Below are 24,753 nucleotides of genomic sequence, written 5' to 3' on the forward strand. Positions count from 1 at the left end.
CCAGAGCAGGGTGCTAGCAACTGCCATCGGAGCGAGAAAGGCGTGGTAGCCCCGTATCCCGCGACCCGTTCCAGTGAACCAGCTGACCGCACCCGAAACGTCCAAGCCGCTACGCCAGACTTTTGCCACGACCACCCAACCGCCGACGATTAGGAGAGGCGTAACCACCACGCCCATGATCCAGTCCTCGACTGACACCGCGGTCTCGCCTCGCTTTCAGTTGAAGGGATTGCTACAGCAAGAGACATCGGGCATATCGGGGACGTCGATGTCCGGCAGTTCGATGTCGGAAATCGTGTCAGCGTAGGTGCCTCCAGGGAAGCTGATGGGGTGGGTCCGTACCCCTAGCTGATCGGGTGATCCTGGACCGCGGATGACAACGCTACGCCGTTCAGCTCCAGGTAGAGCTGCCGCTCGGTGACGGTGAGGGTGAGCGCGTTGCGGCGCTCGATCGCCTCGACCGCGGCATCGATGAACCCGGGCTCGAAGCTGTGCAGGAGGATCTCTTCGGCGCGGTGGATCTTCGTGCCCGTCCACTGGGCCAGCACCCTGGCGGGGTCGCGGTGCGTGTAGATCGTCGTGCGATCGGCTGCCTTGCTCCCCGCGTGGAGCCGGGCGGCATCGGGCATCCCGACCTCGATCCAGGCCAGCAGCTTCCCGCTCAGGTCACGCACCAGCACCGCCGGGTCGGTGGTGGCCGAGATACCCTCGCTGAAGGTGATGCCCTCCTCGTATTCGAGGCAGTAGGCGAGCACGCGCGTGACGAGATACGCGTCGGTCTCTGACGGATGCCTCGCTGCGCGCAGCGTGAACTGCTCATAGACACCGCGATCGGTGTCGGCCAACTCGATCTCGAACGTGTACATCGTTGCGCCGGCTGCCATGGGGGACATGCTTGCCTACCTCGCATGCCGAGGTCGAACGGCCCCCTCGGTCGGCTCTGCCGTGCGTTTCACTGCGGTGGCGGATCGGCGTCGGCGGCCCAGGCGACGCCGAGGGCGAAGAGCGTCGAGACACCGTAGTGGGTCATCGCCTCGGCGATCCGGCGCCTTCCGGTGCGAGGGTTCACGCCGACCATGCGGGAGGCGGTCTCCAGGGTGATGCCCTTGCGCATCAGGGAGAGCAGCGGCGTCCAGGGGGCCGCTGCCGCCGACGGCGGTCGGGCCGGTGTCGCGGCCCGCCACAGCGTCTCGAAGTAGGCGGACGCTACGCTGGCGAGGGCGGCGTTGTGCACGCTCATCACGCTGGTCGGTCGCTTCTCACCCCACTCGAACGGCAGGGCGAGCTGGTCGCCGTCCACCCAGAACCAGCTCGGCGGCTCGTCGAGAAAGCGGTACTCGATGCCGGCGGCGATGAAGGCGGTGAGCAAGTCGGTGAAGGTGGCGTCGGCTGCCGTCGTGGGAATGATCAGCCGGACGGCGTCCTTGCTGCGCATCGCCTCGGAGATCCGGGCGACGCGCTCCTCCGGACTGGTCTGGAACCGGCTGATGTCGGGCATCACGGCCTTGAGGACGCCGGAACCGTGGACACCGAGCTCGTACCAGAGGTCCTCGGATGCGCGGGGCCCGTGCCGGGTGAGCACGGGCATCGGATTGGCCGAGGACTCGCCGACCGACCAGTGTGCGATCGTCCGGGGCAGATCGGCCACGATCTGTTCGATCTCGTCCAGGAGCTCGCGTGCGGTGCCCCGCAGCTGCGTCGCCCGCGAGGTCACCGCCTCGGCGGCCCAGGTTCCCGGGCTCGTGTACCGGATCTCCTCGCCGCGTCCGCCGAGCTGCCCGCGGTCGCGGAGGCGCCGCACCGCTGCGGTCACCTCGTCCACGGGGGTGTGGGCGAGGGTCGCAAGGTCGGTGATGGTGGCCGGACGGCCGCGATGGGCGACATCGAGCAGGGTCTCGTCGTTCACGACGTCAGCCTGTCCTCTTGCGGACATGGCCGCAAGAGGTTCTTGTCGTGGAATGGACGCTTTAGGACACTTTGACGACGGGGGCGACTGCGCTGCCTGACCATCTCGAGGAGCATCCGTGAGTCGTTTCCGTGACATCCTGCGCACCACAGCGAAGGTCACCGCCGTCGCCACCCTGCTCGCCTCGGCGTCGCTCCTCTCCACGGGAGTACCCGCTGCCAGCGCCGGACCGGCACCGGAGCTCCGCGTCAGCTCGGTGACGAACCCTCCCGCGTCACGGCTGCCCGGTCAGGCGGTGAGGTCCGTCGCCGTGCTCAAGAACGCCGGCCGGGCCACAGCACGACGGTCGACGACGGCGCTCTGGCTCTCGAACGACCGCACCGTCGGGGCAGGCGACCGGAAGCTCCGGAGCCGGCCGACCCCTTCCCTCGCGCGGTCCCGCAGCACGCGGGTCGTGGTCACCGCACCGGTACCCCGGAACATGCCGACAGGCAGCTACTTCGTCATCGCGTGCGCGGACTCGGCCAAGAAGGTCAAGGAGAGCAACGAGGCGAACAACTGCCGCTCCAGCCGCCGCGCGGTCCGGGTCGTGCGGGCGTCGCTGTCGATCACCGCGCCCGTGAGTGGGGCGGTCGTCGGCCCATCGGTCGCGGTGTCGTTCGTCTCGAACGTGCGACTCGCCACGACCTGTTCAATCGATGGCCGCCCCGGCACACCGTGCACCTCCGGCGACGCGCAGCTCCTCACCGACGGCGCGCACTCGGTCACCGTCACCGGCACCGACGCCGCCGGCAACGTGGTGGTCGCCTCGCGCTCGTTCACCGTCGACGCCACCCCGGCAGTCCTGGCCTTCACGACGCCGCCGCCGACGCAGACCAACGACACGACGCCGACGTTCGCATTCGCCGCTGACGAGCCCGGATCGAGCCTGGAGTGCCGGGTCGACGAAGCGCCGTTCGAGGAGTGCACCTCACCCTTCACCACCGCCGAGCTCGCCAGCGGCCCGCACACGATCGACGTCACGGCCACCGATCCGGTCGGCAACGTGTCCGGCACCCTGAGCCACGAGGTGACCATCGACACGGACGCGCCGAGCACCACCATCGACGACCACCCCGCTGCCGACAGCAACGACGCCACAGCGGACTTCGCGTTCAGCTCCACCGAGGACGGCACCTTCGAGTGCCGCGTGCTCCCGGCCGAGTTCAGCACCTGCACCAGCCCGTTCGCGACCGCTCCGCTCACCGCCGGCTCGCACACCTTCGAGGTCCGCGCCACCGACCAGGCCGGCAATGTCGACCCCACCCCGGCGGCGTTCACCTTCTCGCTCGACCTGACGCCACCGCAGACCACCCTCACGGGCACCCCGCCGGCGATCACCGACGACCCGACCGCAGTGTTCACGTTCGCCTCGCCCGAGCCAGCCGCGTTCGAGTGCCGCATCGACGCCGACCCGTTCGCGAGCTGCGCGTCGCCCCACACGACCGCCACCCTCGACGACGGGACCCACACCTTCGAGGTCCGTGCCGTGGACTCGGTCGGCAACGCCGATCCGACGCCGGCGAGTCACACCTTCGACGTCGACACCCGCGCACCGAACACGACGCTCACCCAGACCCCGGCATCGCTCACGAACAATCCCCTTGCGCAGTTCCACTTCGTCTCGGACGACGCCGCGGCGAGTTTCGAGTGCAAGGTGGACGGCGCGGCGTTCGCGCCCTGTTCCTCCCCGTTCACGACGTCGGCGCTCTCCGATGGCACGCACACGGTCAGCGTGCGCGCGGTACGCAACGGCCTGGGGGACCTGACCCCGGCGACCTTCACCTTCGAGGTCGACAAGACGGAGCCCGAGACCACGCTGACGAGCACCGAGCCGAACCCGACGAACGACGAGACCGCCGACTTCACGTTCACGGCCGACGAGGCAGGGGCGACCTTCGAGTGCCGCGTCGACAACGGCGCCTACGCGGGTTGTGCCTCCCCGTTCTCGACACCGCCCACCGGCGGCGGCACGCACACCTTCCGCGTGCGCGCGATCGACTCCGCAGGCAACGTTGATGCGTCCCCGGCCTCCCACACCTGGGTCGTCGACGTGATCGCGCCGATCACGACCCTCAGCACCGCCCCGGCGAACCCCACCACCGACCGGACGGCGGACTTCACCTTCAGCTCCACCGAGAGTGGAACGTTCAGGTGCAGCCTCAACAACGCGCCCGCTGCGCCGTGCACGTCGCCCCACTCCACCGCATCGCTCGCCGATGGCTCGTACACCTTCTCCGTCTACGCGGTCGACGCCGCCGGGAACGTCGATGCCACACCGGAGAGCCACAGCTTCCGCGTCGATGTGACCGGACCGACGTTCTCCATCTCGAGCCCTCCCGCCGCGAACTCCGGCTCCTACATCACCAAGGACCCGCAGATCAGCTTCGCCGGCTTCCCGTTCGATGCCAGTGGCATCGCGTCGGTGACGTGGACCAATTCGGCGGGTGGCTCAGGCTCGGCGGTGACCGCCGCCGGCAACTGGTTGAACTTCCAGATCTGGAACATCCCCCTGGCGGTGGGCGCCAACACGATCACCATCACCGGCACCGACACGCTCGGCAACGTCAACCAGAAGATCGTCGTGGTGACGCGCGACGCCAGTGCCCCGACCGTGACGATCACGGCCCCCACCGCCGCGAGCACCCTGGTGACGTCAGCAGGCTCGGTGATGCTCGGCGGGACGGCGTCGGACAACCTCGGCATCGCGGGCGTCGCCTGGTCCAACTCGGCAGGCGGTTCGGGTACGGCGAGTGGAACCACGTCCTGGAGCACCGCAGCGATCCCTCTCGTGGTCGGCGCCAACACGATCACGGTGACCGTGACCGACACGGCCGGCAACACCTCGACCGACAGCCTTGTCGTGACGCGCGACAACACGGGGCCCTCGGTCTCGATCAGCACGAATGGTGGCACGAGCTATGCGACGACGGCGAGCACGGTGCAGCTGACGGGCAGCGCCAGCGACCCGTCGGGGATCGAGCTCGTCACCTGGCGCATTCCCAGCACGGGCAGCACGGGCGGTGCGATCGGCACGACCTCTTGGACGACGACGATCATCGCCCTCAGCCCCGGCCCCAACTACATCGAGGTCACGGCCTACGACCGAGCCGGCAACCCGACCACGACCTCCATCGAGGTCACGCGTACGTAGACAGGAGCCGGCCCGGCCTCGGGCGCTACAAGCCCATGTCCTTCGCGATGATCATCTTCATCACCTCCGACGTGCCGCCGTAGATCCGGTTCACCCGGTTGTCGGCGTACAACCGTGCAACCGGGTACTCGGTCATGTAGCCGTAGCCGCCGTGCAGCTGCAGGCAGCGGTCGATCACCCGCGACGCCACCTCGGTGCAGAAGAGCTTGGCCGAGGCGGGCTCGGCCGCCGTCAGGGTGCCGGCGTCGAGGGCCTCCAGTGCGCGGTCGGCGACGGCCTGCGCAGCGTCCACCTCGGCCCGGCACGCAGCCAGCTCGAACTTGGTGTTCTGGAAGGTGACCAGGGGCTTGCCGAAGACCTCCCGCTGGCGCACGTAGTCGACGGTGAAGTCGACGGCGGCGCGGGCCTGGGCGTAGGCGGCGAAGGCGATGCTGAGCCGTTCCTTGGGCAGGTTGTCACCGAGGTAGTGGAACCCCTTGTGCTCAACGCCGAGGAGGTTCTCCCGCGGCACCCGGACGTCGTCGAAGGCCAGCTCGGCGGTGTCGGAGGCGAGCTGGCCGAGCTTGCTCAGCTTGCGGCCCACGCTGAACCCCGGGGACGTCGTGTCGACGACCAGCAGGGAGATCCCGAAGCGGCGGTCGTCGTCGCTGGGCGGTGCGGTGCGGGCGCAGACGATGATCCGGTCCGCCTGGGCGCCGCCGGTGATGAAGGTCTTCGCGCCGTTGAGCACGTAGTGGGTGCCGGACTCGTCGAGCCGGGCGGTGGTGGTCATGCCGGCCAGATCCGAGCCGGTGCCCGGCTCCGACATGGCGATCGCGAACATGGTCTCCCCGGTGACGAAGTCAGGCAGCCAGGCCTTCAGCTGCTCCGGCGTCCCCAGTTGGAGGAGGTAGGGCAGGCAGAGCGCGACATGCACACCGGAGCTGCCCAGGATGACGCCGGCGCGGGCCGTCTCCTCGCACTCGATGGCGGCGAACTTGAACGACGTGATGCCGGCGCCTCCGTGCTCCTCGGGCACCTCGATGCCGAACATGCCCAGCTCGCCCAGCTTGCGGTACAGCGAGCGCGGCACGGCGCCTGCCGCCATCCACTCGTCGTAGTGCGGGACGACCTCGGTCTCGATGAACCGGCGCAGGGTGAGCCGGTAGGACTCGTGGTCCTCGGTGAAGACGGTGCGTTCCACGGTCACTGGTCCTTTCGGGGGGTGGGGTCGGTCCGCAGCGCTCGCTTGAGCACCTTGCCACTCGCGTTGCGGGGCAACGCCTCGACGAACCGGACCTGGGTGGGTGCCTTGAAGTGCGCCAGCCGCTCGCGGCTCCACGCGATCAGCTCGGCCTCGGTCAGTGCTGCGGTCGGGGTGGTCACGACGACGGCGAGGGGAGACTCGCCCCAGCGCGCGTCCGGGGTGCCGACGACGGCGCACTCGACGATCTCCGGGTGGGTGAGCAGCACCCGCTCGACCTCGGCCGGGTACACGTTCTCGCCGCCGGAGATGATCATGTCCTTGAGGCGGTCCACGATGAAGAGATAGCCCTCGGCGTCGAGCCGGCCGACGTCGCCGGTGCGCAGCCACCCGTCGGCGAAGGCCTCCTCGGTGGCAGCCGGGTTGCGCCAGTAGCCGGCCATCCGGTGGGCGCCGTTGATCCAGATCTCCCCGGGCTGGTCGGGGTCGGCGTCGCGACCGGTGAGCTGGTCGACGATGCGCAGGTCGACGCTCGCCAGCGCGCGACCGGCGGAGCGGAGCAGGTGCGGCTCGTTGACGCCCCGCTTGTGGTCGGAGTGGTCGAGGATGGTCACCCCGCCCGAGGACTCGGTCAGGCCGTAGCTCTGCACGAAGCGGCACTCGAGCGTGGCGATCGCCGCGTTGAGGAGGTCCGGCGTGATCGGGGCTGCGCCGTAGATGACGTAGCGCAGCCGGGGCAGCGAGCCCGGCGCCGCCTCGGGCAGCTCCAGCAGCCGTTGGATCACCGTAGGCACGACCACCGCATGGGTGACCTCCTGCTCGCGCAGCGTGGTGTGCAGCTCCGCCGGGGTGCTGGGGGTGAAGGCGAGCAGCTCGGCACCGACCAGGGTGGCCACCAGCGCGAGGCCGAGACCGGAGATGTGGAAGAACGGGATCGGCGCCATCGCCACCGATGCATCGTCCAGCTCCAGCAGGTTCTGGACGGCGGCGAGCGCCTGCGCCATGTTGTGGCCGGTCAGCATCACCCCCTTGGGGTGCCCGGTGGTGCCGGAGGAGTAGAGGATCAGCGCCGTCTGGTCGCCGTCACCGTCGGCGCGGGGGTCGACCGCCGGGGCGTCGCCGACCCACTCCAACAGCGCATCGACGGCGGTGCTCACCACCAGCGGCGTCGCGGTGGAGGCCCGGACGGCGGATTCCAGGTGCTGCTCCTCGGGGCCGACGAAGACCACCCGGGGATCGGCGTCGTCGATGATCCAGGTGACCTCGTCCGCGGCCAGCCCGATGTTGACGGCGGTGGCGATCGCGCCGGCCTTGGCAGCGCCGTAGAGCACGGCCAGGAACTCGGGTGAGTTGCGGGAGACGCAGGCGACCCGGTCCCCGGGGCGCACGCCGCTGGCCACCAGGCGTTGCGCGATCCGCGAGGAGAGCTCGTCGATCTGCCGGAAGGTGGTGCTGGCGCTCGGCGTCCGCATCGCCACGCTGTCGGATGCGGCCGCCCGCGAGCGGATGATGTCGGCGATCCGGGTCAGGGGCTGGCCGTCCGGGAGCCGGGAGACCAGCGGTGCAGGGGCTTCAGTGGGGGGCACGGTCGTGGGTCCATTCGTCGGGAAATGAGCACGATCTGGCGCAGGGGAGTGCTCCGGTGGGGTGAGGCTAGCCGGACACATCCATTCCGCCTGGTCGGAATTATTAACGAAACAGAGCGGCCTTGTCTGCCCCTTCGGCGTCCTTGGTCGCTCGGGACCCGTGACAAGAGCGTCCCGGGATGCCAGCATGCAGACCAGTCGGTATGGAGTGGCCGGTCGGTCGCCCGAGATGGAGGAGTGAGCGCGTGCTGCAGTTGGAGAACGGTCCCCGGAGCGTGGACGTGGGTGGCTATCGGTTGCATTGCGAGGTGGTCGGCGCCGGGGCGCCCCTGCTGGTGGTGCATGGCGGGATGGGCTACGGCCATCGAGGGTTCCGGCCGTGGCTGGACGGCCTGGGCCGGGCGCGGACGCTGGTCTATGTCGACCTGCCGGGCAACGGTCTCAGCGACACGCCTGCCGACTACGAGGAGTGGAGCGAGGTGAGCCGGCTCTCCGACGCGCTCCATCGCCTGCGCCGTGCGCTCGGCGTGGAGCACTGGAGCGTCTTCGGTCACTCCTTCGGTGGCTACGTGGTCCAGTCGTACGCGCTCGACCACCCCGAGGATCTGGACGCGCTCATCGTCTCGTGCTCGACCTCGATCATGGACCACATGGACGAGTCGATGCGCCAGGCGCGGATCGCGAGCCACAGCGAGGAGCAGTTCGAGGCGATCCGCGCGAACCTGCTGGTGCCGAAGTCGAGCGACGAGGAGTTCGACCGGATCACCGCGCAGGTGAGGTCGGCCTACTTCGCTGACCCCGACTTCCTGGGCCGGGACGTGCCGATGCCGTCGGGTGGCAGCGCCGCGGCGTTCAATGCCACGCTGCGGGTCTGGGACAACTCGGACCTCTCGGCACGGATCGGCGAGCTGGCGGTGCCGACCCTGGTCCTGGGGGCGGCGCGCGACTGGACCTTCCCGGTCGCCGTGGGGGCGCGGCGCACGCACGGACTGATCGCAGGCTCCAGCTACCACGAGTTCGCGGACTCCGGGCACTTCCCCTACGTCGAGGAGAACGCGGAGTTCCTGGAGGTTGTCACGGGCTGGCTGGATCGCGATGACGAGGCGCACCGGGGCGATGCATTGTGAGCCAGGTCTCAAGAATCTGTTGACTTGATACCGGCTGGTCGGTACTTTGCTCGCGTCGTCTCGGTGACCTCGACACGCAGCATCCCCAGGTAGCTCGACACTCGGTAGGAAAGAAGAGGGAACATGAACATTCGCAAGGGCAAGGGGGTTCGCCGTCCGGTGGCCACCCTCGCCGCGCTCGGTCTGGCGTTCGCCGGCCTCGCGGCATGTGGGAGCGACAGCAGCACCAGCTCGAGCAGCTCGGACACCGTCCGCGTCGTGCTGGCCGCTGAGCCGACGACGCTCGACCCGATCGCCGGTGCACGCTCCGGTCAGGTCGTGTGGGACACGGTGATCGAGCCGTTGGTCCCCACCGACCTCGAGTTGGAGCCGACCAAGGACGGCCTGGTCACGGACTGGGAGCGGACCGACGACACCACCTGGACCTTCACGCTGCGCGAGGGCGTGACCTTCAGCAACGGTGAGCCTGCCGACGCCGAGGCTGCGGTCTTCGCGCTCACGAAGGTGCGCGACGAGCCGACCTCGATCCTCAAGTCCTTCTGGACCAACGCGGAGTCGTTCACCGCGCCGGACGCGACCACGCTGGTGATCAAGACCAAGGCTCCGCAGTACGACCTGGTCAACAACCTGGGCACGATCTACATGATCCCGCCCAAGTACTACGCGGAGAAGGGGCCCGAGGGCTTCTCGACCGCTCCGGTCGGCACCGGGCCGTACCTCTTCGACGGCCAGCGCGCCGGTCGCGACATGACCGTGGTTCGCAACCCGGACTACTGGGGCGATGCGGCCAAGACCGAGAAGATCGTCTTCAGCTGGTCCTCGGAGGCCTCCCAGAGGCTCGCCCTGCTGCGCAGCGGCAGCGCGGACATCGCCTACGACCTGCCGCCGGCCCAGCAGAAGGAGGCCAAGGAGGCGGACCTCAACGTGATCACCACCGAGTCCGCGTTGAAGATCGTCGGCTTCCTGCAGACCGACAAGGCACCGTTCGACGACGCCGACGTCGCCAAGGCCGCAGCCCTGGCGGTGGACCGCGACCAGATCGTCGAGGGCATCTTCCAGGGTGCCGCTGCCGCCGACGGCGGCCTGCTCAACGTCAAGCCGGGCGAGCAGCCCGACGAGGTCGTCAGCCAGGACGTCGCCCAGGCCAAGAGCCTGATGGCGGGCCGCTCGGAGAAGGTCACCATCACCTACCCGGCGGGGCAGTACGTGAACATCGAGGAGGTCGCCCAGGCGGTCGGTGGCCAGCTGGAGGCCGTCGGATTCAAGGTCAAGTACAACGCCATCGACTACGGAAGCCTGGTCACCCAGGTCGCCGGTGGCGAGCTCGACGGCCTGTACATCTTCGCCGCCGTGCCGAACGTGGCCGTGCCGTCCTTCTTCGTCAACGGCTTCGTCCGCTCCGCCTCGATCACCAAGAACTGCGGCTCGCCCGAGCTGGACGCGATGGCCGACGAGGCGGTCACCGCCGCTGACGCCGAGGCCGCGGAGGAGGTGTACGACGAGATCAACCGGATCGCCGTCGTCGAGCGGAACTGCTACATCCCGCTCTACCGCCAGGTGTATGCGATCGCGACCGCCAAGAACGTCTCCGGCCTGGTCTACAACCCGATCCACGCCAGTGACTTCACCGGGGTGACGGTGGGCTGAGACCAACTCCACCCAACGGAGGGCCAGGCCGGCGCGGCGACTGCTGCGTCGGCTTGGCCCGTTCTCAGGCCCTGTTGAGCGGATGCCTGCCTCACCTGCGCCGCGTGAAGCGGATGCCTCCGTGGGGCAGGTACTCGACGACGTACGCAGGGTCGTGGATGTTGTGGTGGTGCTTGCTGCAGAGGAGGCTGCCGTCGGCGAGGTCGGTTCGTCCGCCGAGGGACCAGGGATTGTTGTGGTGGGCTTCGCACCAGGTGGCGGGTATTCGGCAGTTCTCGGCGAGGCAGTAGGGGTGCATGAGCGCGAGGGCTCGGTGTTGGGCGCCGCTGTAGAAGCGCTTGGTTCGTCCCAGGTCCAGCGGGACGGAGTCCCCGCCGAGCACTGCCGGGATGATGCCGGCGTTGCAGGCGAGGCGTCGGGCTTCGCCGGCGGAGATCCGGTCGTGCCAGGCGTCGCGTTGGGTGGTGAGGGTGGCGGTGCCGATCTCGTTGCGGAGGGCGTCGAGGCTGATCGTGACGACGACGGTGGTGGCGTCTCCGCCATGCAACGGCAACCGTTTGGGGTCGAGTGTCTCCAGGAGGGTGTTGAGGGCGCGGGCGTTGCGTTGTGGGGTGGAGAGCTTCCGCACGGGGTGGGGTTGGCCGCCGCAGGTTCCGCTCGTCCGGACGTCATGGCCGCAGTGACCGCCGGTACCTGCTCGGTCGCAGCCGCAGCCGCAGCCGCAGCCGCAGCCGCCGCTGGCGCCGCTGCCGCTGGCGCCGTTGCTGGTCGCGTCATCGTTGGCTCCGCCGGCCGCGTCGGTGAAGGTGCCGTGGTGGGCATCGCGGCCGGGGCATTCCAGGTCGCCGCACGACTCGCCGTAGTTGCCGTCGGTGTCGGGCGCGCACCCGCAGGGTGCGGGGGTGAGGCGGTCCCTGCGTGGGTTGGTGATCGCGTTCAACGCAGTCGCCAACCGATTCGCGCAGCCGTCGGTCAGCAGGCCGCTGATCCGGGTGGTGCCGTCGCCCTGTGGCTTCAAGGTCAACTGTTGCCGCTCGCGCGCTGAGCGCTCCTCGTCTGCCAATCGCTTGCCCTCCACGGCTTCGGCGATCTCGGGGGCGACCACATCGATGATGCGTTTGCCCATCCGGCGGAGGTCGTTGGGTCCGAACTCCTCAGCGTGCTTGACCAGCGTCCGTTCGGCGTCACGAAGCACAGCAGCGTCGAGGTCATCGGGCAGCGCGTCCAAGGACCGTGTGATCTCGACCGACTGGGCGAGGTTGACGCGCCCGTCGCGGAGTGCGGTGTGCAGGTGCATCCACCTGCTGTCGAGCTCGCGAGCGATCCGTAGTTCCCGGGCCATGGTGCCGTGGGCCTGGTGGGTTTCGTGGGCGAGGTAGTCGCCGATGTTCCGGGCGCCGTGCGCGTCGACCACATCGAAGGCACACGCCAGCAGTCGGTAGTTCAACTCCGTGAGCCTGGCCTGCAACACCGGCATCTTCAGCAGCACCGCCTCCTTCTCGGCGGTGCTGAGATAGATCGGATTCGCGTCGCTACACGAGTCCAGTGCGGCCTCGATTGCGAGTGTGGCTTGGCAGATCGCCTGCTGGCTCAACGCCAGCGCCTCCGGCTGGATGGTCGCAGTAGGCGGACCGGATGGGGGAGTGATGCGTGGCATGTGCGCCTCCGAGTGGCGGGCGTCTCAGGTGGTTCCCGAGCACACGAATCACGCTACGAGTGACTGCCGACACAAGCTCTCAGCGGCGGCGTGGCAGCGGCACCAGGATCTGTCGGGTGACGCTGTGCAACAGCCCGGCGCCCAGGTTGGACAGCGCGTGCGTGCAACGGGCGCAGTTGCCGGGGTCGGTCGCCGGAGCGGTCAGGTCGTCGCAGGCGAGCGGTGCGCCGGCCGCAACCACGCTGGTCGCGCTGACCCGGCAGACCGCCTGCTCCAGCACGGCGGTCGCGCTGGAGCCGGTCGCCGAGAGGCAGGGGGAGGGGAAGTGCAGGTCGAAGCACTTGCTCAGCGTCGAGATGGGCACCGAGCGGTAGCCCGCCTCACCGCCGCCGGCGGCCTCGCCGCGCAGCCGGAGGATCTGGGCCCGCACCATGGCCCGCCGCGAGTCCAGCAGCGAGCTGAACTCCAGTACCGGAGAGAGTCGATCGGCAGCGAGTCCGCAGATCGCCCGCAGCCGGGGGATGTCGGCGAGTGCGGCCGTCAGCGCCGGCAGCTCGTCGTCGTCCGGCGTCGAATACCCGAGTCCTTGCTCGCGGCTCCAGGTTCCGAGGTCGAGAGGCGGGGGTGCCGGGTGCCCTGGCGGCGCTGCTCCGGAGATGGCGGGGCGGAGCAGATCGGCGTCCACCCCCGACAGCATGCGCCGGACACCGCCCGGCAGCTTCATCGCCAAGTTCTCGCGGGTGATCTCGCGTTCGAATGCCAAACCTGAGCGCAGGAGGAACACCTCCTGGACGGCAGCCCGAAATACCTCACTCGTCACATGTGCATCATCCAACCTCTCAGGTCACAGCCAGGCACCGGTTCTCGCAGAGCGGACCGAATCCGTGCGGTGAGTCACCGAGGCGTCATGATGACGCCCTCACGGTTCGTTGCGCTGCGCCTGAGAGGATGGTGGGGTGCCGCAGCAGAACTCCACGCCCGAGAACTCCCGCCCGCCGATCAGCTGGTCCACCCATGGCCAGATCATCGGCAGCATCATCGCGGCCACCGTCGGCGGCACCATGTTCGGTCTCGCCTTCGCGCTCTGGCCCCAGTCCTCCGTCGAGCGCGGCATCGGGATCGTGATCCTGGCCGCCGTCATCGGTCTGCTCGGGTGGGTGATCGGCTACCTGCGCAAGCCGGTGATCCGGTCTCGGTAGTGCCCCTCTCTGGCTAGCCCCGCGGGCACTGCTCCCGGAACCGGCCCGGCGTGATCCCCGCGCGGTGGGTGAAGTACGACGAGAAGTTCGACGGGTCGTCGAAGCCGAGCTCCTCGGCGATCGCGGCCACCGGCAGGTCGGTGTGCACCAGCGCCCGCTTGGCCTCCAGGACCACCCGCTCGTCGATCAGCTCCTTGGCACTCAGCCCCGTCCACTCATGTGCCAACCGATTCAAGGTGCGGCTCGAGTAGCCCAGCCGCTCGGCGTACGCCGCCACCTGACGGGTCTGGTGGAAGTCGCTCTCGATCAGCTCCCGGAACCAGACGAAGGCATCCGGCGGCACGGCCTGCGGCAGCTCGCCCCCGGGCTCGGTGGCGGCCAACTCCACCAGTGTCGCGGCCAAGGCGTGGCGGGTGGCGAGGTCGCGGAGGTCGGGTCGCAGGACGGGATTCGAGGCCAGGTCCACGACGTGCCGGAATGCTCGCTCGAGGCCGGTGGGCGCCAAGGCAGAGGCCGCCCAGTGGTTGCGGCCGGCGGCAACCGTGGAGCGCAGTGCCTCGTGTGTGGAGGCGAAGACCGCGTCGGTGATGAACATGACCACGGTGGCGTCGTACGCCGTCAGGTCACCCCACTGATGCACCTGACCGGTGCGCATCCAGAGCACGTCGCCGGGCTGCAGGGCGTACTCGGTGAAGTCGACCGTGTGGGTGGCGACGCCCTCGGTGACCCGGATCAGCACGTCGAAGGAGAGGCGCTGGGTGCCGGTGAACTCGGCCGGTCCGGCCCGCGCCAACAGCTCGCGCACGCTCAGCGCCTCGACGGTGCCGCTCACGCCCTCAGGCGGGGTGTAGTGCACGGGCCGGATCCCGTTCTGCCGCTCGTTCGCCACCAGTCCAGCCTAAGGTGACGTGCGGTCAGGCAGACGAGCTCAGCTCGTCGAGGCGCCATAGCGCCCGCTCGGTGTTGGCCGCGAGCCGTCCGCGCACGTCGTCGAGTCGCATGGAGCCGACGGTGCTGGCTGGTATCCGGGACGGGTTGAGGGCCACCTCGTTCGCCCAGGCTGCGATGTCCTCCTCCGCACCGAACGACGCGGCCGCTCGTGTGCCCAGCACCGTCATCCGCGCCCAGTCGGCAAGGGTGTTGCCGTAGGACGAGGGTGGACAGAGCGTGTTCTTGACGGCATCGTCCTCCCGGGTCGCCTCGACGTAGCCGGCGAGCGCGGCACCGAAGCAGGGGAAGCCCGCGCGGATCGGTTGCAACGTGATCGTCTCGGATCCCCAGATCGGGATGCGGGATGGCATCTTCAACCCGTCCGCAGCGCAGTGGACAACGCATGCGTCCGGTGCGACGCGGACGGTGCCGAACTGCATCTCGAGCCGGCCTCGGTGCACGGCCTCCACATGTCCGAGACGCACGACGTTATCGATGCTGCGGAGGAGTTCGAGCTCCCACGTGCCGAGCGTGGGGGCCTTCGCCATCGTCGGAGTCACGCCGCGGTCGACCCGCATCATGATGCCGCGTTCTTCGAGGTGCAGGAACAGGTCGGGCAGGGAGGTGGCTGTGGTGGCAGCTGTCATCAGGTCGGCCACCATGCCGAGGAAGATCTCCGGGGTCGGCTGGATCAACGCCCGGTTCAGCATCCAGGGGTCGCGGGGTCGGACCCAACAGATCGCGTCGGGGTCGACGCCGTGGGTCAGCAGCCACACGCACGCGTCGGTCGCGGTCTTGCCCGAGCCCACGATGACGTACTGGCTGGGCGCGTCGTCGACCAGGACCAGCTCGTTCACCGTGATCACGCGGGCTCCGTCGTCGACGGCGAACGGCGCCGGGGTGTCCGCGGGGATGTCGGGGGAGAGGTAGCGGGCATCCACCACCCGGCAACGGTCGGGCACGTCGAAGGACTGGCCCGTGACACGCGAGCGGAGCGTGCCGCCGCCGAGGTAGTCGTGGCCGCCGAGGAAGTCGACACGGCCTGACTCCACCATCGCGGTGAGCCGGTCGCTGTAGTACGAGGTGATCGCCGGCTGGTCGGCCCGTTCATGGAGGCCGGCTTCAGGCCCGTGCTGCTGGATCCTGCCGCCCCCGAGGACGGTGGAGGCGACCCCGTAGAACGGCGAGGCCTGGTGGAGCCGTACGAACGGATACGCGGACAACCAGTGCCCGCCGGCCGCATACCGCCGATCGACAAGTGCGACCCGGACGTCGGCGTGGTCGACCAGAGCGTCTGTGAACGCCATCTCCATGGCCCCAGCACCCACGACCAGATAGTCGACCTCGAGCCGGCGCTTCATCTCACCACGAAAGCACGGGCGCTGCGGGTTGTCCATGAGCGACCATGGCCGAGGCCGTGGCCTCGCTCGTCGGGTCGCCACAGATCCAGGCTAGGGTCTCGATACGTGACTGAGGCGAAGCGCGAGCCACTGGCGGTGCTGTGGGACATGGACGGCACGCTGGTCGACACCGAGCCGTACTGGATCGAGACCGAGTACGAGATGGCCGCCCGCTACGCAGCCACGTGGAGCCGCGAGCACGCGCTCAACCTGGTCGGCAACGACCTGCTCGCCTCAGGGCGCTACATCCGCGAGCACATGGGCATCGACCGGAGCCCGGAGCAGATCGTCGAGGAGCTGCTGGACGGCGTCGTCGCCCGGGTCGAGCGGGCCGTCCCGTGGTGCCCCGGCGCCCGTGAGCTCCTGGCGGCCCTTGCTGAGGCCCAGATCCCGTGTGCCCTGGTGACGATGAGCTACCAGCGCTTCGTCGCCCCGATCCTGGCCAGCCTCCCGCCGGGGACCTTCGCCACCGTCGTCACCGGCGATGCCGTCGCGAACGGCAAGCCGCACCCGGAGCCCTACCTGACGGCCGCGGCGCGCCTCGGCGTGAGGCCGGCGGACTGCGTGGCCATCGAGGACAGCAACACCGGCGCGCGCAGCGCCGAGAGCGCGGGCTGCACCGTGTTGGTCGTGCCCAACCACGTCACGGTGGAGCCGGGGGAGCGACGGGTCTTCCGGGAGACGCTCACAGGGATCAGGGTGCCGGATCTTCCGCTGCTGCCCTGAGCTCTGCGGGCAGCGGGAGCATCTCGTTGCCGAACGCCGGGCAGTGCGCCTGGTGGTTGCACCAGGCGCAGAGCTTGCTCGGCGTGGCACGCCAGTCGCTGGCGAGCTCCGCATAGCGGATCGCCTTCCAGATCGCCTCGATCTTGCGCTCGGTGGCGAGCAGGTCCTCCTCGTCGGGCACGTGGCGTAGGATCTGGCCATCGCCGAGGTAGATCAGCTGGAGCATCGCCGGGATGACGCCGCGGGTGCGCCAGATGACCAGGGCGTAGAACTTCATCTGGAACAGCGCCTTGGCCTCGAACCGCTCGTTCGGTGCCCGGCCGGTCTTGTAGTCGACGACGCGGATCATCCCGTTCGGGGCGACGTCGAGGCGGTCCACGAATCCGCGCAGCAGGAGCTTGGAGTCGAGCAGTGTCTCGACGTAGAGCTCGCGCTCGGCGGGCTCGAGGCGGCGCGGGTCCTCCAGCTGGAAGTACTGGTCGAGGGCGTCGCCGCAGGTGCGCAGCCAGGTGTCGAAGTCGCGCGGCTCGGCGTCGCCCTCGGCGGCGAACAGCTGGGCGGCCTCGGGCTCCGCCTCGACCAGCGCCTGCCAGGCCGGCGCCACCATCGCCGCTGCGCGCTCCGGCGTCCGCTCGGCTGCCGGGAGGTCGAAGAGGTCCTCGAGGACCTTGTGCACCAGGGTGCCGCGGATCGCGTCGGCCGACGGCGGCTCCGGGAGCCGGTCGATGGTGCGGTACCGGTAGAGCAGCGGGCAGGTCATGAAGTCGCCCGCGCGGCTCGGCGAGAGCGCGCCGAGCACCTCCACGCCATCGACGGCACGCGAGAGCGCCTCGGCCGGCGAGGCCGGCTGCGGGGCTGGGACGCCGGTGGGCGTGGTGGAGGGGCTCATCGCGCTTCACCCTAGGCGACGGCTCCGACAGCTCCAGCGGACGATCCGGTAAATTCATGCCGTGCCTGCCGATCATCCGCGAGCCCCCGACGCTCAAGACGACCGAGTGCGCCGTCCGCGTCCCCCGGGGACCTTCCGGATCGGCCAGATCGGCGGCGTCGACGTGCTGGTCACGACGTCGTGGTTCCTGATCGCGGCACTGATCGCCGTCGTGCTCGCTCCGGTGGTCGAGGACACCCAACCCGGCCTCGACGCCTGGAAGTACCTGGCCGGCGTCGCGTTCGCGGTGCTGCTCTACCTCTCGGTGCTGCTGCACGAGGCCTCGCACGCGCTGGTCGCCAAGCGCCTCGGCTACCCGGTCGACTCGATCACCCTGCACTTCCTCGGCGGTGCCACCGCGATCGAGGGCGAGGCGCGCTCGCCCCGCGACGAATTCTGGATCGCTGTGGTCGGCCCGCTCACCTCGGTGGTGGTCGGCCTGGCGGCGATCCCGGTCTGGCTGCTGCTGCCCGACGGCCTCCTGCAGCTGGCCTTCATGGGCCTGATGATGGCCAACCTGCTGGTCGGCGTGCTCAACCTGGTGCCGGGCCTGCCGCTCGACGGCGGCCGGGTGCTCAAGTCCCTCGTCTGGGGCGTCAGCGGCAACCAGCACCGCGGCACCATCGCGGCCGGCTGGGGCGGTCGGGTGGCCGCGGTCGCCGTGCTCGCCTGGCCGCTGCTGCTGGACCCGCTGCTCGGGGTGCGCGCGACCCTGGTGGACTTCCTGCTCGCTGCCGTGGTGGCGGGCTTCCTCTGGGCCGGCGCCACCGCTGCCATGCAGTCGGCCCGGCTGCGCCGTCGGCTGCCGTCGTTGGTAGCGCGGACGCTGGCGCGCCGTGCCGTCACCGTCGCCGGGGACCTCTCCGTCGCCGAGGCGGTGCGGCTGGCGCAGGAGAGCGGTGCCGGTGCGATCGTCACGCTCACCTCGGACGGCAGGCCGGTCGGCCTCGTCAACGAGGCGAGCCTGATCGCGATGCCGCTGGAGCGCCGGGCCTGGGTCGCCGTCTCCACGCTGGCCCGCGGCCTCGAAGACGGACTCTCCCTGCCTGCGGGCCTGCGCGGCGAGGACCTGATCCGGGCGATCACCCGCAAGCCCGCACACGAATATCTTCTTCTCGAGGACGACGGCTCGATCTTCGGCGTGCTGGCCACCGCCGACGTCGACCGCGCCTTCTCGCAACGCTGACCCCACCCGATGACGGCAACCGCCGCCTGCACAGGAGCTTCGATGACCGACCCCACCCCGTCCACCGTGCCCGACGTCTCGCCCCAGGCCTGGGCAGGTGTGCACCGCGGCCCGCTGCGGATCGGCGAGTGGGTCCGGCTGACCGACCAGAAGGGCCGCCGGCACAACTTCGAGCTCGTCGCCGGCAAGCGGTTCTTCTCCAACCGCGGTCACATCGAGCACGACGACCTGATCGGTCGCGAGGAGGGCTTCAGCATCACCTCCTCGGTCGGTGGCGAGTACCTGGTCTTCCGGCCGCTGCTCTCGGAGTTCGTGGTCTCGATGCCGCGCGGGGCGGCCGTCGTCTACCCCAAGGACGCCGCACAGATCGTGGCCATGGCCGACATCTTCCCCGGCGCCAAGGTCGTCGAGGCCGGCGTCGGCTCGGGTGCGCTCACCTGCTCGCTGCTGCGGGCGGTCGGTCCGTACGGCAATGTGATCTCGTGGGAGCGCCGCGAGGAGTTCGCCGACGTCGCCCGCAAGAACGTCACCCAGTTCTTCGGCGGCCAGCACCCGGCCTGGGACCTGCGCCTCGGCGACCTGCAGGAGGCCCTGCCGGCCAGCGGCGAGCGGGTCGACCGGGTGATCCTGGACATGCTCGCGCCCTGGGAGTGCGTGGACGCCGTCGCCGACGCGCTGCTGCCCGGCGGCATCGTGGTGGCCTACGTCGCCACCACCACCCAGCTCTCCCGCTTCGTGGAGACGGTCCGTGCCCACGGCGGCTTCACCGAGCCGCAGCCGTGGGAGTCGCTGGTGCGCGACTGGCACGTCGAGGGCCTGGCCGTGCGCCCCGGTCACAAGATGATCGGCCACACCGCGTTCCTGGTCACCGCGCGCCGGATGGCCCCCGGGGAGACGGCGCCGCGCAAGAAGCGCCGGCCGGCGCCGGGCGCCTACGGCGTCGACTACACGGGCCCGCGTCCGGCGGACATCCCGCCCGTGGTGCTCGAGGAGAAGTTCGACTCCTGAGGTGGTCGTGCCCGGCTCGCGGAGCCGGGCACAGTCATCAAATCGTTGCCGACATCGGCGTAGATCCCCTTTCCATCGTGGACAGGATGGGTAAGGTCGCTGGTGTGAGGAGGTGGCGCACATGGCGGCATCGGACAGCGCACACAGTGCCGAGGAACTCAGGAACCAGGTGCGATACCTGGAGGCGGAGGTAGGTGACCTGCGCCGCCGGCTGCAGGAGTCACCGCAGCGGAGCAGCTTCGCGGATCGTCAGCTGATCGAGCTCCAGCGCTCGCTCGCGGCGACCACCTCCCAGAACGAACGCCTGGCGCAGACCCTGCGCGAGGCGCGCGATCAGATCCTGGCGCTCAAGGAGGAGATCGACCGGTTGGCCCAGCCGCCCGCCGGCTTCGGCACCTTCCTCGAGCACAACGAGGACGGCTCGGTCGACGTCTTCACCGGCGGGCGCAAGCTGCGGGTGAACGTCAGCCCGGGGATCGAGAGCGAGGAGCTCGTCCGCGGCCAGGAGGTGCTGCTCAACGAGGCCCTCAACGTGGTCGCGGCGCTCGCCTTCGAGAAGCTCGGCGACGTCGTCATGCTCAAGGAGATCCTGGCTGACGGCGACCGGGTGCTGGTGATCGGCAACACCGACGAGGAGCGGGTGGCCCGGATCGCCGAGCCGCTGCGCGCCGAGGTGATCCGCGCCGGCGACTCCCTCCTCTTCGACTCCCGTAGCGGGTACGTCTACGAGAAGGTGCCCAAGTCCGAGGTCGAGGAGCTCGTCCTCGAGGAGGTGCCCGACATCGACTACGAGTCGATCGGTGGCCTGGTCAACCAGATCGACGCGATCCGCGACGCCGTCGAGCTGCCGTACCTGCACCCCGACCTGTTCAAGGAGCACCAGCTCAAGCCGCCGAAGGGCGTCCTGCTCTACGGCCCTCCCGGCTGCGGCAAGACGCTGATCGCCAAGGCGGTGGCGAACTCACTGGCCAAGAAGGTCGCCGCGAAGACCGGGCAGGAGGGCAAGTCCTACTTCCTGAACATCAAGGGCCCCGAGCTGCTCAACAAGTACGTCGGCGAGACCGAGCGGCACATCCGGCTGGTCTTCCAGCGGGCACGCGAGAAGGCCAGCATGGGCACCCCCGTGATCGTCTTCTTCGATGAGATGGACTCGTTGTTCCGCACCCGCGGCTCGGGCGTCTCCTCGGACGTCGAGAACACGATCGTGCCGCAGCTGCTCAGCGAGATCGACGGCGTCGAGCTGTTGGAGAACGTGCTGGTGATCGGTGCCTCCAACCGTGAGGACATGATCGACCCGGCGATCCTGCGGCCCGGGCGCCTCGACGTGAAGATCAAGATCGAGCGTCCGGACGCCGAGTCGGCGCGCGACATCTTCAGCAAGTACCTCACCTCCGACCTTCCGCTGCACGCGGAGGACCTGGCGGAGTTCGGTGGCAGCCGCGAGGCGTGCACCGACGCGATGATCCGGGCCACGGTGGAGCGGATGTACTCGGAGACCGATGAGAACCGCTTCCTGGAGGTCACCTACGCCAACGGTGACAAGGAGGTCCTGTACTTCAAGGACTTCAACTCCGGTGCGATGATCCAGAACATCGTCGACCGGGCCAAGAAGATGGCGATCAAGGACTTCCTCGACCACCAGCAGCGGGGCCTGCGCGTGCAGCACCTGCTCCAGGCCTGCGTCGACGAGTTCAAGGAGAACGAGGACCTCCCCAACACCACCAACCCCGACGACTGGGCGCGGATCTCCGGCAAGAAGGGCGAGCGGATCGTCTTCATCCGCACCCTGATCACCGGCAAGCAAGGCACCGAGCCCGGCCGGTCGATCGACAACGTGTCCAACACCGGGCAGTACCTGTGACGACGGCGGTGCGCGGCTGATCGGCCGCGCACCGCTCAGTCACGCACGGCGCGGCCGAGGAACCCCTCTGCCCACGGGCTCATCACCTTCGCGGGCATGATCCGGATCGGCTGGCAGCTGACGGCGAAGCCGCCCGCGCGCAGCAGCGCCGGCACGTCGCGGCTCAGATTGCAGCCGCCGAAGACGATCCGCTGCACCGGGTCGAGGCGTCGTTGCATCCGGGCCACCTGCGGCTCGGGCGCCAACCCGTGCTCCAGGAAGTGCAGCGCGCCGCCCGGGCGGAGCACCCGGCGCAGCTCGGCGATCGCCCGCGCGGCGTCCGGCACGGTGCAGAGCGTGAAGGTGCACAGGGCGTTGTCGAAGCTGGCGTCCGCGGCGTCCAGCGCTTCGCCGTCCAACCCGCTGCGGGTGACCGGCACGGTGCTGTCGCGGCGTCGTGCGGAGGAGCGCTGCCAGCCCAGGTCGTTGGGCTCGATGGCGGCGACGGAGCGCACCTGGTCGGGCAGCACGCCGAGGTTCAGCCCGGAGCCGAAGCCGATCTCGACGACCTCGCCGCTCAGTCCGCGACAGACGTCGGCGCGCAGCGCCATCACCTCCGGCTTGGCGAGTGCCGCATCCGTGAGGTGGGGTACGACCTTCTCGGTCCACCAGCCCATGGCTACCTCCTGGTCTCGACGAAGGCCCCATTCTTCGCGATTCTGCGCGGGTCGGGGTGCGATTCGCGCGGGTTCGGCACCCGCGTGAGTAGGCTCGTGACATGAGCGTACGACGGGTGATGGGCACCGAAGTCGAGTACGGCATCTCGGTCCAGGGGCAGCCGCAGGCCAATCCGATGGTGGCCTCGAGCCAGGTCGTGAACGCCTACGCCACGGCGACGGTGCATGCCCGGCGCGCCCGGTGGGACTTCGAGGAGGAGTCGCCACTGCGCGACGCCCGTGGCTTCGACATGTCCCGTCAGGTCGCGGACCTCTCCCAGCTCACCGACGAGGACCTCGGCCTGGCGAACGTGATCCTCACCAACGGGGCGCGGCTCTACGTCGACCACGCGCACCCGGAGTACTCCGCGCCGGAGGCGACCAACCCGCTCGACGTCGTCCGCTGGGACAAGGCCGGCGAGTTGGTGATGCTGGACGCCGCGAACCTGGCCTCCGCGATCCCCGGCGCCTCGCCGATCGTGCTCTACAAGAACAACACCGACAACAAGGGCGTCTCCTACGGTGCCCACGAGAACTATCTGATGCGCCGGTCGACGCCGTTCGCCGACATCGTGCGTCATCTGACGCCGTTCTTCGTCTCGCGTCAGGTGGTCTGCGGTGCCGGACGGGTGGGCGTCGGCCAGGACGGCGGCTCGAGTGAGTTCCAGATCAGCCAGCGCGCCGACTTCTTCGAAGTGGAGGTGGGGCTGGAGACGACGCTCAAGCGCCCGATCATCAACACCCGCGACGAGCCCCACGCCGACCCCGAGCGGTACCGGCGCCTGCATGTGATCATCGGCGACGCCAACCTCGCGGAGATCTCCACCTACCTCAAGGTCGGCACCACCTCGCTGGTGCTGGCGATGATCGAGGACGGCTTCATCACCACGGATCTGCGGATCGACGGCTCCGTGCGCGCGCTGCGCGCGGTCTCCCACGACCCGACGTGCCGCACGCTGATCACCCTGGCCGACGGTCGGCGGCTGACCGCGGTGCAGCTGCAGTGGGAGTACCTGGAGCTGGCCCGCAAGTATCTACTGGAGCGGCACGGTGGCGAGACCGACGAGCAGACCGCCGACGTGATGGCGCGCTGGGAGTCGGTGCTGACCCGGCTCGAGCGCGACCCGATGGAGTGCGCCTCCGAGCTCGACTGGGTCGCCAAGCTGCGCCTGATGGAGCAGTACCGGGCCCGCGACGGACTCGCCTGGACCGACCCGAAGCTGCACCTGATCGACCTCCAGTATGCCGACATCCGTCCGCAGAAGGGCCTCTACCACCGGCTGGTGCGGATGGGCCGGATCGAGCGGCTGCTCGACGACGCCAGCGTGGAGTCCGCGATGCACGATCCGCCGACCGACACCCGCGCCTACTTCCGCGGCCGGTGCCTGGACAAGTACTCCGAGCACATCGCGGCGGCGTCCTGGGACTCGGTCATCTTCGACCTGCCCGGGCGGCAGTCGCTGCAACGGATCCCGACCACCGATCCGCTGCGCGGAACGCGTGCCCACGTAGGGGATCTGATCGATCGCTGCGACACGGCCGAGCAGATCTTCCGCGCGCTCACCTCCTCCTGAGGGCCCCGTTGGATAGGGTGAGGACATGGCCCAGGAGCACAAGCAGCCCAAGAAGTCCTCGGAGGAGGCGGCCGAGGAGGTCGAGGCCTCCCAGACGTCCGTCGCCGAGCGCAAGGAACAGCTCGACGAGGACATCGACGCGATCCTCGACGAGATCGACGACGTGCTGGAGACCAACGCCGAGGACTTCGTGAAGTCCTTCATCCAAAAGGGGGGCCAGTGAGCGCATTCGGTAGCGGCTCACGGCTGCCGGACGCCTTCCTCGCGCCCGGAACCGCCTCCTTCGCCGACTTCCTGGCCAGCCAGGCTCCCGACCTGCTGCCCTCGGCGCGGAACCTTCCGGCAGGCCCCGCCGGCGACCTGGCTCCGCACGGCACCACGATCGTTGCGGCCACCTTCGCCGACGGCGTGGTGATGGCCGGCGACCGGCGCGCCACGATGGGCAACATCATCGCCCAGCGCGACATCGAGAAGGTCTTCCCGACCGACGAGTTCAGCTGTGCCGGGATCGCCGGCACCGCGGGCCTCGCCGTCGAGATGGTGCGGCTCTTCCAGACCGAGCTCGAGCACTACGAGAAGATCGAGGGCACCACGCTCTCCGTCGACGGCAAGGCGAACCGCCTGGCCGCACTGATCCGCAACAACCTCAGCCTGGCCATGCAGGGCCTGGCCGTGGTCCCGCTCTTCGCCGGCTACGACCACCGCGCCGAGCAGGGCCGGATCTTCTCCTACGACGTCACCGGTGGCCGGTACGAGGAGACCGCGTTCCACGCGGTCGGCTCCGGCTCGCTCTTCGCCCGTGGCGCACTGAAGAAGCTCTACCGCGATGACCTCACCGAGGGCGACTGCGTGACCGCGCTGGTCCAGGCTCTGTACGACGCTGCCGACGACGACTCGGCCACCGGTGGTCCGGATCTGGCGCGCCGGATCTTCCCGGTGGTGCACGT

The 24,753-nt window shown here is 69.4% G+C and carries 21 protein-coding genes and 1 pseudogene; 11 read left to right on the forward strand and 11 right to left on the reverse strand.

The features are described from left to right. From ABD151_RS01965 to ABD151_RS01975, 3 genes are all read right to left on the reverse strand, one after another. Positions 1–198: hypothetical protein (locus ABD151_RS01965; RefSeq protein ID WP_343990789.1), on the reverse strand; the 198-nt coding region annotated here is incomplete at its 3' end. 146 nt (positions 199–344) lie between these two features. Continuing rightward, positions 345–884 carry a YaeQ family protein gene (locus ABD151_RS01970; RefSeq protein ID WP_343990791.1) on the reverse strand — a complete coding sequence of 180 codons (540 nt, stop codon included), beginning with the start codon at positions 882–884 and terminating at the stop codon, positions 345–347. A 68-nt stretch (positions 885–952) separates the two neighbouring features. Further along, the gene (locus tag ABD151_RS01975; protein WP_343990793.1) at positions 953–1,906 is read right to left on the reverse strand and encodes a hypothetical protein; all 954 of its coding nucleotides are present in this window, start codon (positions 1,904–1,906) and stop codon (positions 953–955) included. A 118-nt stretch (positions 1,907–2,024) separates the two neighbouring features. On the opposite strand from ABD151_RS01975, the gene ABD151_RS01980 reads away from it, so the two are divergent. Next, positions 2,025–5,099 (forward strand): CARDB domain-containing protein, encoded by a 3,075-nt coding sequence (locus ABD151_RS01980; protein ID WP_343990795.1) that lies wholly within the window; start codon positions 2,025–2,027, stop codon positions 5,097–5,099. A gap of 25 nt (positions 5,100–5,124) precedes the next feature. Here ABD151_RS01980 and ABD151_RS01985 read toward each other — a convergent pair whose 3' ends face one another. Together ABD151_RS01985 and ABD151_RS01990 are read right to left on the reverse strand one after the other, a co-directional pair. Continuing rightward, positions 5,125–6,282 carry an acyl-CoA dehydrogenase family protein gene (locus ABD151_RS01985; protein ID WP_343990797.1) on the reverse strand — a complete coding sequence of 386 codons (1,158 nt, stop codon included), beginning with the start codon at positions 6,280–6,282 and terminating at the stop codon, positions 5,125–5,127. A gap of 2 nt (positions 6,283–6,284) precedes the next feature. Continuing rightward, a complete protein-coding gene (locus ABD151_RS01990) occupies positions 6,285–7,868 on the reverse strand; it encodes a class I adenylate-forming enzyme family protein (RefSeq protein WP_343990799.1) in 1,584 nt (527 codons plus the stop codon). A gap of 245 nt (positions 7,869–8,113) precedes the next feature. Here ABD151_RS01990 and ABD151_RS01995 point away from each other — a divergent pair, with 245 nt between their 5' ends. Together ABD151_RS01995 and ABD151_RS02000 are read left to right on the forward strand one after the other, a co-directional pair. Continuing rightward, positions 8,114–8,995 (forward strand): alpha/beta fold hydrolase, encoded by an 882-nt coding sequence (locus ABD151_RS01995; protein WP_343990801.1) that lies wholly within the window; start codon positions 8,114–8,116, stop codon positions 8,993–8,995. A gap of 123 nt (positions 8,996–9,118) precedes the next feature. Then, on the forward strand, positions 9,119–10,642 hold the full coding sequence (locus ABD151_RS02000) for an ABC transporter substrate-binding protein (protein WP_343990803.1): 1,524 nt from the start codon (positions 9,119–9,121) through the stop codon (positions 10,640–10,642). Between the two features lie 91 nt (positions 10,643–10,733). Here the strand turns inward: ABD151_RS02000 and ABD151_RS02005 are convergent, their stop codons facing one another. Together ABD151_RS02005 and ABD151_RS02010 are read right to left on the reverse strand one after the other, a co-directional pair. After that, complete coding sequence (locus ABD151_RS02005) at positions 10,734–12,299, reverse strand: HNH endonuclease signature motif containing protein (RefSeq protein WP_343990805.1); 1,566 nt, start codon at positions 12,297–12,299, stop codon at positions 10,734–10,736. 79 nt (positions 12,300–12,378) lie between these two features. After that, positions 12,379–13,023 carry a hypothetical protein gene (locus ABD151_RS02010; protein ID WP_343990807.1) on the reverse strand — a complete coding sequence of 215 codons (645 nt, stop codon included), beginning with the start codon at positions 13,021–13,023 and terminating at the stop codon, positions 12,379–12,381. 232 nt (positions 13,024–13,255) lie between these two features. On the opposite strand from ABD151_RS02010, the gene ABD151_RS02015 reads away from it, so the two are divergent. Continuing rightward, entirely contained in the window at positions 13,256–13,498 is a 243-nt protein-coding gene (locus ABD151_RS02015; protein WP_343990809.1) for a hypothetical protein, read from the forward strand. 13 nt (positions 13,499–13,511) lie between these two features. Here the strand turns inward: ABD151_RS02015 and ABD151_RS02020 are convergent, their stop codons facing one another. Further along, positions 13,512–14,387: a helix-turn-helix domain-containing protein gene (locus ABD151_RS02020; RefSeq protein ID WP_343990811.1), complete on the reverse strand. Its 876-nt coding sequence runs from the start codon at positions 14,385–14,387 to the stop codon at positions 13,512–13,514. A 25-nt stretch (positions 14,388–14,412) separates the two neighbouring features. Then, positions 14,413–15,789, reverse strand: a complete 1,377-nt coding sequence (locus ABD151_RS02025; RefSeq protein ID WP_343990813.1) for a pyridine nucleotide-disulfide oxidoreductase — start codon at positions 15,787–15,789, stop codon at positions 14,413–14,415. A 105-nt stretch (positions 15,790–15,894) separates the two neighbouring features. Between ABD151_RS02025 and ABD151_RS02030 the strand changes: the two genes are divergently transcribed. Then, positions 15,895–16,554: an HAD family hydrolase gene (locus ABD151_RS02030; protein WP_343990815.1), complete on the forward strand. Its 660-nt coding sequence runs from the start codon at positions 15,895–15,897 to the stop codon at positions 16,552–16,554. Here ABD151_RS02030 and ABD151_RS02035 read toward each other — a convergent pair. Next, positions 16,523–17,443, reverse strand: a complete 921-nt coding sequence (locus ABD151_RS02035; protein ID WP_343990817.1) for a RecB family exonuclease — start codon at positions 17,441–17,443, stop codon at positions 16,523–16,525. The two genes, ABD151_RS02030 and ABD151_RS02035, sit on opposite strands and share 32 nt — an antisense overlap. Before the next feature lie 61 nt (positions 17,444–17,504). Between ABD151_RS02035 and ABD151_RS02040 the strand changes: the two genes are divergently transcribed. The 3 genes from ABD151_RS02040 (at position 17,505) to arc (ending at position 21,537) form a co-directional block, all read left to right on the forward strand. After that, positions 17,505–18,668: a M50 family metallopeptidase gene (locus ABD151_RS02040; RefSeq protein ID WP_343990819.1), complete on the forward strand. Its 1,164-nt coding sequence runs from the start codon at positions 17,505–17,507 to the stop codon at positions 18,666–18,668. A 42-nt stretch (positions 18,669–18,710) separates the two neighbouring features. Continuing rightward, a complete protein-coding gene (locus ABD151_RS02045; protein ID WP_343990821.1) occupies positions 18,711–19,676 on the forward strand; it encodes a tRNA (adenine-N1)-methyltransferase in 966 nt (321 codons plus the stop codon). A gap of 121 nt (positions 19,677–19,797) precedes the next feature. Continuing rightward, positions 19,798–21,537: a proteasome ATPase gene (arc, locus tag ABD151_RS02050; RefSeq protein WP_343990823.1), complete on the forward strand. Its 1,740-nt coding sequence runs from the start codon at positions 19,798–19,800 to the stop codon at positions 21,535–21,537. 35 nt (positions 21,538–21,572) lie between these two features. Here arc and ABD151_RS02055 read toward each other — a convergent pair whose 3' ends face one another. After that, positions 21,573–22,193 (reverse strand): class I SAM-dependent methyltransferase, encoded by a 621-nt coding sequence (locus ABD151_RS02055; protein ID WP_343990825.1) that lies wholly within the window; start codon positions 22,191–22,193, stop codon positions 21,573–21,575. A gap of 101 nt (positions 22,194–22,294) precedes the next feature. Between ABD151_RS02055 and dop the strand changes: the two genes are divergently transcribed. From dop to prcB, 3 genes and pseudogenes are all read left to right on the forward strand, one after another. Continuing rightward, the gene (dop, locus tag ABD151_RS02060) at positions 22,295–23,806 is read left to right on the forward strand and encodes a depupylase/deamidase Dop (protein WP_343990827.1); all 1,512 of its coding nucleotides are present in this window, start codon (positions 22,295–22,297) and stop codon (positions 23,804–23,806) included. A gap of 25 nt (positions 23,807–23,831) precedes the next feature. Continuing rightward, the gene (locus ABD151_RS02065; RefSeq protein WP_343990829.1) at positions 23,832–24,029 is read left to right on the forward strand and encodes a ubiquitin-like protein Pup; all 198 of its coding nucleotides are present in this window, start codon (positions 23,832–23,834) and stop codon (positions 24,027–24,029) included. Continuing rightward, positions 24,026–24,753, forward strand: a pseudogene (gene prcB / locus ABD151_RS02070) (proteasome subunit beta); the annotation flags it as partial. The gene ABD151_RS02065 and the pseudogene prcB, both read left to right, overlap by 4 nt.

The sequence above is a fragment of the Nocardioides dubius genome, assembly GCF_039528155.1.
In the GTDB taxonomy this organism is placed as follows: Bacteria; Actinomycetota; Actinomycetes; order Propionibacteriales; family Nocardioidaceae; genus Nocardioides; species Nocardioides dubius.

Bases quoted from the DNA above. Each gene is read 5' to 3' on its own strand.
- ABD151_RS01970 (WP_343990791.1), bottom strand. From the start codon at position 884: ATGGCAGCCGGCGCAACGATGTACACGTTCGAGATCGAGTTGGCCGAC.
- ABD151_RS02000 (WP_343990803.1), top strand. From the start codon at position 9,119: ATGAACATTCGCAAGGGCAAGGGGGTTCGCCGTCCGGTGGCCACCCTC.
- ABD151_RS02005 (WP_343990805.1), bottom strand. From the start codon at position 12,299: ATGCCACGCATCACTCCCCCATCCGGTCCGCCTACTGCGACCATCCAG.
- ABD151_RS02010 (WP_343990807.1), bottom strand. From the start codon at position 13,023: ATGAAGCTGCCGGGCGGTGTCCGGCGCATGCTGTCGGGGGTGGACGCC.
- ABD151_RS02025 (WP_343990813.1), bottom strand. From the start codon at position 15,789: ATGAAGCGCCGGCTCGAGGTCGACTATCTGGTCGTGGGTGCTGGGGCC.
- ABD151_RS02035 (WP_343990817.1), bottom strand. From the start codon at position 17,443: ATGAGCCCCTCCACCACGCCCACCGGCGTCCCAGCCCCGCAGCCGGCC.
- ABD151_RS02045 (WP_343990821.1), top strand. From the start codon at position 18,711: ATGACCGACCCCACCCCGTCCACCGTGCCCGACGTCTCGCCCCAGGCC.
- arc (WP_343990823.1), top strand. From the start codon at position 19,798: ATGGCGGCATCGGACAGCGCACACAGTGCCGAGGAACTCAGGAACCAG.
- ABD151_RS02055 (WP_343990825.1), bottom strand. From the start codon at position 22,193: ATGGGCTGGTGGACCGAGAAGGTCGTACCCCACCTCACGGATGCGGCA.
- dop (WP_343990827.1), top strand. From the start codon at position 22,295: ATGAGCGTACGACGGGTGATGGGCACCGAAGTCGAGTACGGCATCTCG.
- ABD151_RS02065 (WP_343990829.1), top strand. From the start codon at position 23,832: ATGGCCCAGGAGCACAAGCAGCCCAAGAAGTCCTCGGAGGAGGCGGCC.